The 13,755-nt window shown below is 69.0% G+C and carries 12 protein-coding genes and 1 pseudogene; 8 read left to right on the forward strand and 5 right to left on the reverse strand.

Translation table 11 applies throughout. The features are described from left to right. Positions 1-396 precede the first annotated feature (396 nt). Positions 397-1,503, reverse strand: coding sequence for an LPS export ABC transporter permease LptG (gene lptG, locus RSA25_RS09710; protein WP_332808686.1), 1,107 nt, complete (start codon positions 1,501-1,503; stop codon positions 397-399). After that, complete coding sequence (gene lptF / locus RSA25_RS09715; protein ID WP_332808687.1) at positions 1,500-2,579, reverse strand: LPS export ABC transporter permease LptF; 1,080 nt, start codon at positions 2,577-2,579, stop codon at positions 1,500-1,502. The genes lptG and lptF overlap by 4 nt, the downstream gene beginning before the upstream one ends. 104 nt (positions 2,580-2,683) lie before the next feature. Here lptF and RSA25_RS09720 point away from each other — a divergent pair, with 104 nt between their 5' ends. From RSA25_RS09720 to RSA25_RS09740, 5 genes are all read left to right on the forward strand, one after another. Continuing rightward, a complete protein-coding gene (locus tag RSA25_RS09720; protein WP_332808688.1) occupies positions 2,684-4,162 on the forward strand; it encodes a leucyl aminopeptidase in 1,479 nt (492 codons plus the stop codon). 85 nt (positions 4,163-4,247) lie between these two features. After that, the gene (locus tag RSA25_RS09725; protein ID WP_332808689.1) at positions 4,248-4,673 is read left to right on the forward strand and encodes a DNA polymerase III subunit chi; all 426 of its coding nucleotides are present in this window, start codon (positions 4,248-4,250) and stop codon (positions 4,671-4,673) included. A 43-nt stretch (positions 4,674-4,716) separates the two neighbouring features. Beyond that, complete coding sequence (locus RSA25_RS09730) at positions 4,717-4,905, forward strand: YqaE/Pmp3 family membrane protein (protein ID WP_332808690.1); 189 nt, start codon at positions 4,717-4,719, stop codon at positions 4,903-4,905. Between the two features lie 42 nt (positions 4,906-4,947). Then, positions 4,948-7,716: a valine--tRNA ligase gene (locus RSA25_RS09735; protein WP_332808691.1), complete on the forward strand. Its 2,769-nt coding sequence runs from the start codon at positions 4,948-4,950 to the stop codon at positions 7,714-7,716. A gap of 239 nt (positions 7,717-7,955) precedes the next feature. Next, positions 7,956-8,780 carry an EamA family transporter gene (locus tag RSA25_RS09740; RefSeq protein WP_332808692.1) on the forward strand — a complete coding sequence of 275 codons (825 nt, stop codon included), beginning with the start codon at positions 7,956-7,958 and terminating at the stop codon, positions 8,778-8,780. A gap of 281 nt (positions 8,781-9,061) precedes the next feature. Here RSA25_RS09740 and rimI read toward each other — a convergent pair whose 3' ends face one another. Genes rimI through pssA form a run of 3 tightly spaced genes read right to left on the reverse strand, consistent with a single transcriptional unit; the run spans position 9,062 to position 10,823 of the window. Further along, positions 9,062-9,559 (reverse strand): ribosomal protein S18-alanine N-acetyltransferase, encoded by a 498-nt coding sequence (gene rimI / locus RSA25_RS09745; protein WP_332808693.1) that lies wholly within the window; start codon positions 9,557-9,559, stop codon positions 9,062-9,064. Further along, the gene (locus RSA25_RS09750; protein ID WP_332808694.1) at positions 9,556-10,044 is read right to left on the reverse strand and encodes a hypothetical protein; all 489 of its coding nucleotides are present in this window, start codon (positions 10,042-10,044) and stop codon (positions 9,556-9,558) included. Before RSA25_RS09750 ends, rimI begins: the two co-directional genes overlap by 4 nt. After that, positions 10,041-10,823 (reverse strand): CDP-diacylglycerol--serine O-phosphatidyltransferase, encoded by a 783-nt coding sequence (gene pssA, locus RSA25_RS09755; RefSeq protein ID WP_332808695.1) that lies wholly within the window; start codon positions 10,821-10,823, stop codon positions 10,041-10,043. Before pssA ends, RSA25_RS09750 begins: the two co-directional genes overlap by 4 nt. Before the next feature lie 125 nt (positions 10,824-10,948). On the opposite strand from pssA, the gene RSA25_RS09760 reads away from it, so the two are divergent. From RSA25_RS09760 to RSA25_RS09770, 3 genes and pseudogenes are all read left to right on the forward strand, one after another. Further along, positions 10,949-11,329 (forward strand): DUF4124 domain-containing protein, encoded by a 381-nt coding sequence (locus RSA25_RS09760; RefSeq protein ID WP_332808696.1) that lies wholly within the window; start codon positions 10,949-10,951, stop codon positions 11,327-11,329. A gap of 101 nt (positions 11,330-11,430) precedes the next feature. Continuing rightward, complete coding sequence (locus RSA25_RS09765) at positions 11,431-13,122, forward strand: proline--tRNA ligase (RefSeq protein ID WP_332808697.1); 1,692 nt, start codon at positions 11,431-11,433, stop codon at positions 13,120-13,122. Between the two features lie 168 nt (positions 13,123-13,290). Next, positions 13,291-13,656: pseudogene (locus RSA25_RS09770) on the forward strand (H-NS histone family protein); the annotation flags it as partial. Positions 13,657-13,755: the final 99 nt, after the last annotated feature.

A 13,755-nucleotide genomic window follows, 5' to 3' on the forward strand; every position in this document is an offset into this window, starting at 1 on the left:
CGCGCCGATCCCCCAGGTAGAGCCACCCCACGGGTGGCTGCACGCCACCCCGGATCAGGCGACCACCGCCTTATCCGGATGTGCGCGAAACGGCATTTTCGGCCCCACCGGCAGCCACCCATGGGGTGGCTCTACCAGGGGCTGCGGTGACATGCCCCCACCGGCACGTCCGTCGCAACGGCAACCGCGCATCGCGCCTACCCGGTGCATCCATCACGACGCCGACCTGCCCGGGTGACGCGCGCCCACTGGCACGTCCGTCCCAACCGCAATCGCGCATCGCGCCCTCCCGATGCATCCATCACAACGCCGACCTGCCCGGGGGTAGAGCCACCCCATGGGTGGCTGCGCGCAATCGGGTGGCTGCACGCCACCCCGGATCAGGCGACCACCGCCTTATCCGGACTTGCGCCGGAACAGCATCCCCGACACCGCCAGCATCACGATCGGCGGCAGCGCATAGGCGATGCGGTAATCGAACTTCAACGCGCCGGCCATGCGCCCGAAGAACAGCTGCAGCAGCCAGAAACCGAGGGCGAACAGGATGCCCAGGAACAGCCGCTTGCCCATGCCGCCGCTGCGCAGCGAGCCGAACGCGAACGGCACCGCGGCCAGGCACAGCGCCAGCACGTTGACCGGATAGAACCACCGGCTCCAGTAGATGTCTTCGTAATCGCGCGAATCCAGCCCGTTGCGCTTGCGGTACTCGATGCTGGTGCGCAGGTCCATCGCGGTGAGGTTGCGCGGCTTGGATATGCCACTGGCCAGCGCGGCCGCATCCAGGCGCGAATTCCACGGCTCGGATGCCACCGTCTGGCGCGTGGCCGAACGCTCGCCGAAGGTATCGCGGCGCACGTTCTTCAGCACCCAGCCGCTGCTGTCGTGCTCGGCCGAGCCGGCGTAGGTCAGCGAGGCCAGGCGTCCGTCCTCGCCGATCTTGTACAGCCGCACATCGCGCAGCACCAGGCGGGTGCCACCTCCCGGCAGCAGCTGCTCGTCGCCGGCGCCGGCATTGAGGAAGGTATCGCCCTCGCGTGCCCACACGCCGGAGTAGCGCGCCACCGCCAGGCTGTTGCCCCACTTGGCGCTCATCTTGATGTCGTCGGCGCGGCTCTGCGCCCACGGGGCCACGGTCTCGCCGCTGAACACCATCACCGCGGTGAGCAGCGACAGGGCGATGGCCACCGAAGCGCTCAGGCGCTTGCGCGACAGGCCCAGCGCGCGCAGCGCGGTCAGCTCGGAAGTGGCCGCCAGCTGGCCCAGCCCCATCAGCGCGCCGATCACCGCCGCGGTGGGGAAGAAGGTGTAGGCACGCCGGGGCACGGTGTACAGCACCCACGCGGCCGCATGGCCGAGGGTATAGCTGCCCTTGCCCACGTCCTTGAACTCGCCGGAGAAGGCCATCACCACGTCCAGCCCCACCAGCACCGCCCAGGTCAGCAGCACCGTGCCGAACACCGCCCGGCCGAGATAAAAGTCAAACCGCATCGGGCGAAGCTTCATGCGGTCCTCCGCGGGCGCGACAGCTTGCCATCACGCAGGTACATCCAGATCGCCAGCGCCAGCAGTGGCAGGCTGAGCCACCACAGGCCGACGCTGCCGGACAGTTTGCCATCGGCGATCCAGCGGGTGCCGATGAACATCAGGTTCATGCCCACCATGTAGGCCAGGAAGGCCAGCATCATCCGCCCGTAGCGCTGCTGGCGCGGCGAGCTGCGCGCCAGCGGCAGGGTCATCAGGGCGAAGGCCAGCGCGATCAGCGGCGGGGTGATGCGCGCATGCAGCTGCGCCTGCGCCGCCGGGCGATCATCGCCGAACAACTGCCCGGTGGGCAGCAGCTCGGGGTCGTCCTTCTCGCGGGTGTCGGCCCCGTCGGGCATGGCCACGTCGTTGCGGGCGAAGGTCATCAGGCGGTAGTCCAGCGCGCCGTTGGCCGGGCCTTCCACCTGGTGGCCGTCCTCCAGCTCCAGGTAGCGCTGGCGGGCGCCCTCGAAGAACAGGCGGCCCCGGTCGGCGGAGATCACCTCGATCCGGTCGTCCTTCTGCCGCTGCATGAACACCTTGCCCAGCCGGGTGCCGTCGGGGGAGACCGAGGACAGGTAGACCACGCCACCGTTGGGCAGGGTGGTGAACTTGCCCGACTCCAGCCCGGCCATGACCACGCTGCGGTTGGCCTCGGCGATCATGGTCTCGCCGGTGCGGTCGGCCCAGGGGCCCAGCCACAGCGAGCACAGGCCGATCAGGCCCACCACCGGCAGCACCAGCATCAGCACCGGCCGCAGCAGCCGCTTCGGCCCCACCCCGATGGCGGTCAGCACGGCCATTTCCGAGTCGCGGTACAGCCGGGCGGTGGCCAGCAGCATGCCCAGCATCAGCGCCAGCGGCAGGATCAGCGGCATGTAGACGATGAACTGCAGGCCCAGCTGGGAGAACAGCAGGCGGGCCGCGAGGCGGCCGTCGGCGATGTTGCCGAGGATGTCCACCAGGACACCGCCGACGCTCACCACCAGCAGAACGATGAGGGTGGCCAGGAAACTCTGGACGAAATCACGCAGGAGATAGCGATCGAGCTTCGACATGGGGCGGTGGTTTAAACTCTCGGATTCGTTCGCGGTGCTGCCCAGTCTACTGACGGGACGTAAACAGCTCGCGATTGTACGGATTTGCCAACGGAATCTGATCAATGGCCCTGGAATTCACCCTGAACCACGCAGCGCCGGCCTCGGCCGCGTTCGATTGCGTCATCGTCGGCGCCTACGCCGACCAGACCCTGAGCCCGGCCGGGCAGGCCCTGGACGCCGCCTCGGGCGGCCGCCTGTCCAGCCTGCTGGCCCGCGGCGACGTGGGCGGCAAGACCGGCAACACCACCGTGCTGCACGACCTGCCCGGCGTCACCGCCGCGCGCGTGCTGGTGGTGGGGCTGGGCGAGCCGGCCAAGTTCGGCGTGCCGCAGTACCTCAAGGCGGTGGGCGATGCCAGCCGTGCCCTGAAGAGCGGGGTCAACCACCACGCGCTGTTCACCCTGAGCGAGATCGAGGTCAAGGGCCGCGATGCCGCCTGGAACATCCGCCAGGCCATCGTCGCCGCCGACCACGCCGCCTACCGCTACAGCGCCACGCTGGGCAAGAAGAAGGTGGACGAACCCGGCCTGACCACCCTGGCCGTGACCGGCACCGACGCCCAGGCCCTGGCCCAGGGCCAGGCCATCGCCGCCGGCGTGCAGTACGCCCGCGAGCTGGGCAACCTGCCGCCGAACTTCTGCACCCCGGCCTACCTGGCCGAATCGTCGGTCGCCTTCGCCCAGGCCCATGACGGCGCCGAGGCGGAGATCCTGGACGAGGCGCAGATGGAAGCGCTGGGCATGGGCTCGCTGCTGGCCGTGGCCCGCGGCTCGGCCAACCGCCCGCGCATGATCGTGCTCAAGTGGAACAACGGCGGCAGCGCCAAGCCCTACGTGCTGGTCGGCAAGGGCATCACCTTCGATACCGGCGGCGTCAACCTGAAGACCCAGGGCGGCATCGAGGAAATGAAGTACGACATGTGCGGTGGCGCCAACGTCATCGGCACCTTCGTCGCGGCCGTGACCGCCCGCCTGCCGCTGAACCTGGTGGTGGTGGTGCCGGCGGTGGAGAACGCCATCGACGGCAACGCCTACCGTCCGTCGGACGTGATCACCGCCATGTCGGGCAAGACCATCGAAGTGGGCAACACCGACGCCGAAGGCCGCCTGATCCTGTGCGATGCGCTGACCTATGCGCAGCGCTTCGAGCCGGCCGCGCTGATCGACGTGGCCACCCTCACCGGCGCCTGCGTGGTCGCCCTGGGCCACCAGACCGCCGGCCTGATGAGCAAGCACGACGACCTGGCCAACGAGCTGCTGGCCGCCGGCGAGCACGTGTTCGACCGCGCCTGGCGCCTGCCGCTGTGGGATGAGTACCAGCCGATGCTGGATTCGACCTTCGCCGACGTCTACAACATCGGCGGCCGCTGGGCCGGGGCGATCACCGCCGGCTGCTTCCTGTCGCGCTTCACCGACGGCCAGCGCTGGGCCCACCTGGACATCGCCGGTGTGGCCAGCGACGAAGGCAAGCGCGGCATGGCCACCGGTCGCCCGGTGGGCCTGCTGAGCCAGTGGCTGCTGGACCAGGCCGCGCGCGCCTGATGCCGTCCCGATCGCGGTCGCCCGCTGGCGGCCGCGGTCCTGCCTGGCCACGTGCCGGGCGCCTCCCTCCGCTGCTGGCCTGCCCATGTCCCGTGCTGATTTCTACCTGATCGCCAAGCCCCGCTTCCTGACCGAGCCGCTGCGCCTGGTCTGCGAACTGGCCCGCAAGGCCAACGATGCCGGGCTGTTCACCCTGGTGCTGGCCCGCGACCAGGCCCAGGCCGAGGAGCTGGACGAGCTGCTGTGGTCCTTCGACGACGATGCCTACATCCCGCACCAGATCGCCGGCGAAGACATGGACGAGGACGAGGCGCTGGTGCTGATCGCCGTGCCCGGCACCCCGGCCCCGGCCCGTCCGCTGGTGATCAACCTGCGCGATGACCCCTACCTGGCCGACTGCGACCGCGTGCTGGAAGTGGTGCCGGCCGACCCGGAAGCGCGCGAACCGCTGCGCGAGCGCTGGCGCCAGTACAAGGCGCTGGGCTTTGACCTGAACAAGTACGACATGTAACCGGGGCGGCGCCCGCCGCGGCGCCGCCCCCTGGAGCCCCTTGATGCGCCTGTTGATCGCCCTGATCTTTCCCTGGTTCGCCTTCTTCACCATCGGGCGCCCGTTCGCAGGCATCCTCTGCCTGATCCTGCAGATCACGCTGATCGGCTGGCTGCCGGCGGCCATCTGGGCCGCCTACGCGGTCTCCCAGTTCCATACCGACCAGAAGATCCGGCGCGCCCTCGGCCCTTGATCCTCCGGCCCCCCACCTCCCGTCTTCGATCCCGGTTCCCGCATGACCCAACTCGCCTCCAGCTACGACCCCAAAACCTTTGAAACCGCGCTGTACGACGCGTGGGAAAAGGCCGGCCATTTCAAGCCGTCCGGCAAGGGCGAGCCGTACACCATCCTGCTGCCGCCGCCCAACGTGACCGGCACGCTGCACATGGGCCATGCCTTCCAGCAGACCCTGATGGACGCGCTGGTGCGCTACCACCGCATGCGCGGCTACGACACGTTGTGGCAGGTGGGCACCGACCACGCCGGCATCGCCACCGAGATGGTGGTCAGCCGCAACCTGGCGCTCGAAGGCAACGGGGAAACCCGCGATTCGCTGGGCCGCGAAGGCTTCATCGACAAGGTGTGGGAGTGGAAGGCGTTCTCCGGTGACACCATCGAGCGCCAGATGCGCCGCCTGGGCACCTCGGCGGACTGGTCGCGCAGCACCTTCACCATGGACCCGCAGCCGTCCGAAGCGGTGATCGAGGCGTTCCTGCGCTGGCACGAGCAGGGCCTGATCTACCGCGGCCAGCGCCTGGTCAACTGGGACCCGGTGCTGAAGACCGCCATTTCCGACCTGGAAGTGGAAAGCGTGGAAGAGGACGGCTTCCTGTGGTCGATCAGCTACCCGCTGGCCGATGGCAGCGGCAGCCTGACCGTGGCCACCACCCGCCCGGAAACCATGCTCGGCGACACCGCGGTGATGGTGCACCCCGAGGACGAACGCTACGCGCACCTGATCGGCAGGATGGTCACGCTGCCGCTGACCGGCCGCCAGATCCCGGTGATCGCCGATGACTACGTGGATCGTGAGTTCGGCACCGGCGTGGTCAAGGTCACCCCGGCGCACGACTTCAACGATTACCAGGTCGGCGTGCGCCACAACCTGCCGATGATCAACCTGTTCACCCCGGACGCGGCGATCAACGACAACGCCCCGGAGAAGTACCGCGGGCTGGATCGCTACGAAGCGCGCAAGGTGATCCTGGCCGAGCTGGAAGACCTCGGCATCCTGGTCGAGACCAAGGCGCACAAGCTGCAGGTGCCGCGCGGTGATCGTACCCAGCAGGTGATCGAGCCCTACCTCACCGACCAGTGGTTCGTGAAGATGGACGTGCTGGCCAAGCGTGGCCTGGAGCTGGTGGAGAACGGTTCGATCCAGTTCGTCCCGGCCAACTGGATCAACACCTACCGCCACTGGATGGAGAACATCCAGGACTGGTGCATCAGCCGCCAGCTGTGGTGGGGCCACCGCATCCCGGCGTGGTTCGACGCGGCGGGCAACTGTTATGTCGGCCGCGACGAGGCCGATGCGCGCGCGCGCAACAACGTCGCCGCCGACGTCGCCCTGCACCAGGACAGCGACGTGCTGGAAACCTGGTTCTCCTCGCAGCTGTGGCCGTTCTCCACGCTGGGCTGGCCGGATGCAACGGCGATGGCCGAGCGCGGTTTCGAGCGCTACCTGCCGTCGGCGGTGCTGGTCACCGGCTTTGACATCATCTTCTTCTGGGTGGCCCGCATGATCATGGCCACCGACAGCTTCACCGGGAAGATTCCGTTCAAGGACATCTACATGACCGGCCTGATCCGCGATGCGCAGGGCCAGAAGATGTCCAAGTCCAAGGGCAACGTGCTGGACCCGCTGGACATCATCGACGGCATCTCGCTGGAAGACCTGGTCGCCAAGCGCACCACCGGGCTGATGAAGCCCAAGGACGCGCCGAAGATCGAGAAGGCCACGCGCAGGGAATTCCCGGACGGCATCATCGCCCACGGGGCCGACGCGCTGCGCTTCACCATCGCCGCGCTGGCCACGCACGGGCGCGACATCAAGTTCGACATGAGCCGCGCCGAGGGCTACAAGAACTTCTGCAACAAGCTGTGGAACGCCAGCCGCTTCACCCTGATGAACACCGAGGGCAGCCAGTTCACCGGCGTTCCGCAGCCGCGCACCGATGCCGAGCGCTGGATCCTGGCGCGCCTGGCGGCGGTCTCGGCCGAGGCGCAGACGCACTACGCCAACTACCGCTTCGACCTGCTGGCGCAGTGCCTGTACGAATTTGCCTGGAACGCATTCTGCGACTGGTTCCTGGAGCTGACCAAGCCGGCGCTCAACGGCGACAACGCCGACGACGCGACCAGCACCCGCCACACCCTGCTGTACGTGCTCGAAGCCCTGCTGCGCCTGCTGCATCCGCTGATCCCGTTCGTGACCGAGCAGCTGTGGCAGCAGGTGGCCCCGCGCCTGGGCATCGAGACGGACACCCTGTCGCTGCGCCCGTACCCGACCGCGGCCGAATTCAGCGGTGATTACGCCCGCGCCGAGGCCGACGTGGAGTGGCTCAAGGCGATGGTCAACGCCCTGCGCCGCGTGCGCAGCGAGCTCAACGTGCCGCCGGCCAAGCAGGTCACCCTGCTGCTGCAGGCGGGCACCGAGGAGGACCGCAACCGCGTGGCCCGCTTTGCCGCCTCGCTGTCGTTCCTGCTCAAGCTCGAGCGCATCGACTGGCTGGCCGCCGACGCACAGACCCCGCCGGCAGCGGCGGCGATCGTGGGCGAACTGAAGCTGCTGGTGCCGCTGGAAGGCCTGGTCGACCTGGGTGCCGAGCGCGCCCGCCTGGACAAGGAAATTGCCCGGGTGGAGTCGGAGAAGGAAAAGAGCGACACCAAGCTGGCCAAGTTCACCGACAAGGTGCCCGCCGCGGTGGTCGATCAGGAGCGCCTGCGCCTGGTCGAATGGACCGCCCAGCTGGCCGGCCTGCTCGAACAGCGCGCCAAGCTGTAACCCCCGCGGGCACCGCCACCCCACGGTGACGGCCCGCCAACCGGTCGCGCCATCCGATGGATGGCCGCCCGAATACCGGTCGTGCCACCGATGGATGGCCACCCGTACCCGGGGGTAGAGCCACCCCATGGGTGGCTGCTCCTGGCCTCCGACCTCGCGTGCAGCCACCCATGGGGTGGCTCTACCCCGGGGTACGGCATCATGGTCGTTCGCCCACGCACCACCCGGCCCCCGACCCGATGTCGCTCTCCCTGTTCTGCACCGTGTTGCTGGCCGCGCTGCTGCATGCCGGCTGGAATGCCATCGTCAAGCGTGGCCGCGACACCCTGCTGACCACGATCCTGGTCACCGGGTCGGCCGCGCTGATGGCCGCCATCGTGCTGCCGTTCCTGCCCGCGCCCGCGCCGCGCAGCTGGCCGTGGCTGTCCGCATCGACTGCCCTGCAGGTGATCTACTACGTGCTGGTGGCGCGCACCTATCAGGTGACCGACATGAGCGCGTCCTACCCGTTGATGCGTGGCCTGGCACCGCTGCTGGTGGCGTTGGTGGGCACCCTCTTCCTGGGCCAGTCACTGCCCGGCCTGGCCTGGTGCGGCATCGCCCTGGTCTGCGCCGGCATCCTGTGCCTGGCCCGCGGCAGCGCGCGCCAACACCTGTGGCTGCCACTGCTGAATGCCGGGGTGATCGCCACCTACACGATGGTGGATGCCACCGGTGCCCGCCAGTCCGGGGCCACGCTCAGCTATACCCTGTGGCTGTTCCTGCTGTCGGGACTGCCGCTGCCGATCTGGGCCCTGTGCACGCGCGGCGCATCACTGCGCGCCTATGCCCGTGCCCATTGGGGCCACGGCGTCGTGGGCGGCGTCGGCACGGTGACCTCCTACAGCCTGGCCCTGTGGGCCATGACGATCGCGCCGGTGGCGATGATCGCCGCCCTGCGCGAAACCTCGATCCTGTTCGGCATCGTCATCTCCGCCTTCGTGCTGCACGAGCGGGTGAGCCGCCAGCGCTGGCTGGCGGCGGGCGTGATCGTGGCCGGCGCCGCCGTCCTGCGCGCGGCCTGAGCGCCGCAATCCGGGTAGAGCCACCCCATGGGTGGCTGCTCCTGCGGTTGGTCTACGTCAGCCACCCATGGGGTGGCTCTACCCCGGGGTGCGGCGGCGTGGGGTTTCGGCCACGTGTTGACCGGCCTTCGAGACGCCGTTGTCGTTGCCCTGCCCTGCACCGTGTCGCTGGCCACAATGGCCGCCCATGAACGGTAGAGCCACCCCATGGGTGGCTGCTCTTGCCCTTCGACCTCGCGTGCAGCCACCCATGGGGTGGCTCTACCCCCCGCCGGGCGGGGTTACAGCGGCGGCATCGCCTGGATGTCGTCGTCCACCAGCTCCATGGCCATCACCAGCGCGTCCTCGCGGCCCTCGCGGGCGGGGTAATACCGCGGGCGGCGGCCGATCTCGTTGAAACCCTCGCTGTGGTACAGCGCCACGGCCGGGGTATTGGAGGGGCGCACTTCCAGGAATACCCGCTGGGCGCCGTGGTCGCGTGCCAGCTTGACCAGCGCGCGGAACAGGAAGCGCCCCAGGCCACGCGACTGGGTGGTCGTATCCACGCAGACGTTCAGCACGTGCGCCTCGTCGGCGGCGATGCTGAGCACGCCGTAGCCAACCAGCACGCCATCGTCCTCCAGCGCCAGCGCCGGATAGCCGGCCCGCAGGCAGTCCACGAAGATGCCGCGCGTCCAGGGAAAGGGATAGCCGCGCAGTTCGATCGGCATCACCGCATCCAGGTCGGCCTCGCGCAGGGCGCGCAGGGCCAACGGACGGGGCGAGCTGACCGCGCTCACCCGCGCCCCCGCGTGCGCAGCGCGCGCAACTGCGGCCACAGCGCGCGCTTGGCCGCCGCGTTGCCGCGCAGCGTGTCCAGGTCCCAGCTGGCCATCAGCGTCTGGGTATCCGCGTCGGCCGGATTGCAGCCGGAGGCACGCAACAGGGCAATCTGCAGGCGATCGGGCATGCGCACGGCCGGGCGACGGCCACCGGCCGGGCGCTCACGGGGCACCGAAGGCGCTGCCGGTGCCACGGCGGGCGCGTCGTCCTCAAGCCGGGCCGGCGCACTGCGCCGCGGCGGCGCTGCCGGCGCGAGCGGTTCCGCAACCGGCGTCCGCGCAGGCGACGGCGCGGCATCGGGCGCGGCGCTGGCCACGCTCAACGCGATGGGGGCACTGGGCGCCTCTTCGACCTGGCCGTCCACGAACACCGTATAGCCCATCGCCTGCAGCCACGACTGCTGGGCAGGCGACCACAACGGCGGCAGGCCGGCCCCGCTCACGCGCCGGGCTCGGCCGTGGTCTTGCGCGTGCGCTGCCACACCCAGCAGCACGGACCGGACAGGGCGTACAGGATGCCCACCGCAAACAGAACGCGCGGCAGGTCGATGACCATGATGGCAATCGCGATCGGCACCAGCGCCAGTGCCAGGAACGGCACGCGGTCGGCGCGCGGGCCCTTCTCGCCACTGCCCTTGAAGCTCCAGAAGCGGATCCGGCTGACCATCAGCAGCGCCGCCACCAGGGTCACGCCCAGGGCCAGGTAGCGCAGCTGGTTGCCGTCCCAGCCCAGGTTGCCGTCGGCGAAGGCCCACACGAAGGACATCATCAGGCCCGCGGCGGCCGGACTGGCCAGGCCGATGAACCAGCGCTTGTCGACCACGCTGACCTGGGTGTTGAAGCGTGCCAGGCGCAGCGCCGCGCAGGCCGCATACAGGAATGCCACCGCCCAGCCGACGCGGCCCATCACCGGGTCGTCGAATTTCAGCCACGACAGCGACCAGTGGTACATCACCAGGGCCGGGGCCATGCCGAAGCTGACCAGGTCGGCCAGCGAGTCGTACTGCACGCCGAACTCGCTGCTGGTGCCGGTGAGCCGGGCGACCCGGCCGTCCAGCCCGTCCATGACCGCCGCCACGAACACGGCGATGGCCGCGTTGACGAAGTCACCATTGGCCGCGGCGATGATCGCGTAGAAGCCGGCGAACAGGCCTGCGGTGGTGAACAGGTTGGGCAGCAGGTAGATGCTGCGGTTGCGCGGCGGGGGTTTCATCTGATCCATGCCGGCCAGTTTAGTGGGTGCGGCGGCCTTTGGGGCGGCCCGGGTCCCCGCCCGTCGCCCCCGGCTTGCCAGCGCGGGGCCGGGATGCTGCAATCGGCGCCCTGCCCTCGATGCCCGGAGTTGCCATGCGTGCCCTGCCCTCGTTGTGCTGCCTGTTGCTGCTCGCCAGCGCCTCGGCCAGTGCCGGAACCGTCTACAAGTGGAAGGACGCCAAGGGCGTGACCCAGTATTCGGAGAAGGCCCCGACCGGCCAGAAGTACGAATCGCGCCAGGTGGAGGCGCGCGACCCGGTCGCCCGCGCCACGCCGGCCGCCGCCGCCCCGGCCGAATCGGCCGACTGCACCACCGCCCGCAACAACCTGACCCTGCTCAACGGCCAGGGCGCGGTGATGCAGGACACCAACGGCGATGGCAAGGCCGACACCGCCCTCAGCACGGAGCAGCGTACCGCGCAGAAGGACCTGGCCAACGCGGCCATCAAGGTGCATTGCGCACCGGCTGGCTGAGCCCGCGTCGGCGCCGGCCGCGCGCCCTGCGGCCGGCGTGATGGGCAGCGGGGCGGCTGGGCTGGCAGAATATCGGCTTCTGCCGTTCAGCGAAGCCGACGATGCGCCTCTCCCAGTTCCACCTGCACACCACCAAGGAAACGCCCAGTGACGCCGAGCTCACCAGCCATCGGCTGATGCTGCGTGCGGGCATGATCCGCAAGCTGGCCTCGGGGCTGTACACCTGGTCGCCGCTGGGCCTGCGCGTGCTGCGCAAGGTCGAGCGCATCGTGCGCGAGGAAATGGAGCGCGCCGGCGCGGTGGAATTCCAGATTCCGACGATCCAGCCCAAGGAGCTGTGGGAAACCACCGGCCGTTGGGAAAAGTTCGGGCCGCAGCTGCTCAAGATCAAGGACCGCAAGGAGCAGGTGTTCTGCTACAGCCCCACCGCCGAGGAGGCCGCGGCCGATTTCGCGCGCCAGGAGCTGTCCAGCTACAAGCAGCTGCCGGTCAATTTCTTCCAGATCCAGACCAAGTTCCGCGATGAGATCCGCCCGCGCTTCGGCGTGATGCGCGCGCGCGAGTTCCTGATGAAGGATGCGTACTCCTTCCACCTGCACGATGACTGCCTGGTGCGCGAGTACGAAAACATGAAGGCGGCCTACAGCCGCATCTTTACCCGCCTGGGCCTGGATTTCCGCATGGTGCAGGCCGACTCCGGCGCGATCGGCGGCGACGCCTCGCAGGAATTCCACGTGATCGCCGACTCCGGCGAAGACGCGCTGGTGTTCTCCACCGGGTCGGATTACGCGGCCAACATGGAAGCGGCCACCGCCGCCGCACCGGGCGAGCGCCCGGCCGCCGGCGAGGCGCTGCGCAAGGTGGACACGCCCACCCAGAAAACCTGCGAAGCGGTGGCCGCGCTGCTGGGCGTGGGCCTGGAGCGCACGGTCAAGTCGATCGCGATCATGGCCGACAAGGTGTTCGTGCTGGCCCTGGTCCGCGGCGACCACGAGGTCAACGAGATCAAGCTTGGCAAGGTGGCCGGCCTGCAGGGCTATCGCATGGCCAGCGAGGCGGAGATCGCCACGCACCTGGGCAGCGAGCCGGGCTTCCTGGGGCCGCTCAACCCGGCCCAGCCGATCCGCCTCGTAGTGGACCGCGACGTGGCGGCCATGGCCGACTTCGTGGTGGGCGCCAACGAGGCCGGTTTCCACCTGGCCGGCGTCAACTGGGGCCGCGACCTGCCCGAGCCGGACGTGGCCGATATCCGCAACGCGAAGGAAGGCGACCGCGCCGCCGACGGTGGCGAGCTGAAGGTGGCACGCGGCATCGAAGTGGGCCACGTGTTCCAGCTGGGCCGCCAGTATGCGCAGGCGCTCAAGGCGACCGTGCTGGACGAGAACGGCAAGGCGGCGGTGATGGCGATGGGCTGCTACGGCATCGGCATTTCCCGCATCGTGGCCGCAGCGATCGAGCAGAACCACGACGAGGCCGGGATCATCTGGCCGGCGGCGATGGCCCCGTGGCAGGTGGTGGTGTGCGTGATCAATCCCAAGCAGGACGAGGCAGTGGCCAACGCCGCGGCTGACCTGCTGGCGCAGTTGCAGGCGGCCGGGCTGGACGCGGCGCTGGACGATCGCGGGCTGCGCCCGGGCCAGATGTTTGCCGACATGGAACTGATCGGCGTGCCGCATCGGGTGGTGGTGTCCGAACGCGGGCTGGCCGCAGGCACCTTCGAATACCGTTCGCGCACGGCGAGCGAGGCCGAAAGCCTGGACCGCGAGGCACTGCTGGGCCGGCTGGCCGGCTGAGCCGGGGCAACAGACGAAGGAGAGCCGGGTGGAATATCCCGGCTTTTCTTTTTGTGGCTGCGATTGAATATGCCGGTTAACTCTGTGCAGCATCGGGCAGGATCGGTATGCTGTGGCCGACGCCAAGGACTGGCCCACCCCGTCCTTCATTAGATTCTGGAGCAGTAGATGAGCATTGACCTGAGTGGCCTGTCCGCCAAAGAGCTGGGCGCGCTGATCAAGAACGCAAAGAAGCAGCAGACGTTTGTGGCCAAGCGCCCCGCCGTGACCAAGGTGCGCGCGCAGCTGACCAAGCTGGCCAAGGCCTCCGGCTACACCATCGAGGAAGTCTTCGGCGATGCCGCCCCGGCTCGCGGCCGCGCGACCAAGGCCACCAAGGCCCCGGCCAAGAAGGCCGTGCGCAAGCTCGGCAAGGTGGCCCCGAAGTACCGCAACCCGGCCAACCCGAAGGAAACCTGGACCGGCCGTGGCAAGCAGCCGCGCTGGCTGGCCGCGCTGACGACCAAGGGCAAGAAGGTCGAAGAGTTCCTGATCAAGAAGTAATCGTTTCCGGTTTCATCGGAAACTGAAACTGAAAGCGCCGGCATGATGCCGGCGTTTTTTTATGGTGTTTGCCCGTCGCCTGTTTTGGAT

The sequence above is a fragment of the Stenotrophomonas sp. genome (assembly GCF_036662295.1).
In the GTDB taxonomy this organism is placed as follows: Bacteria; Pseudomonadota; Gammaproteobacteria; order Xanthomonadales; family Xanthomonadaceae; genus Stenotrophomonas.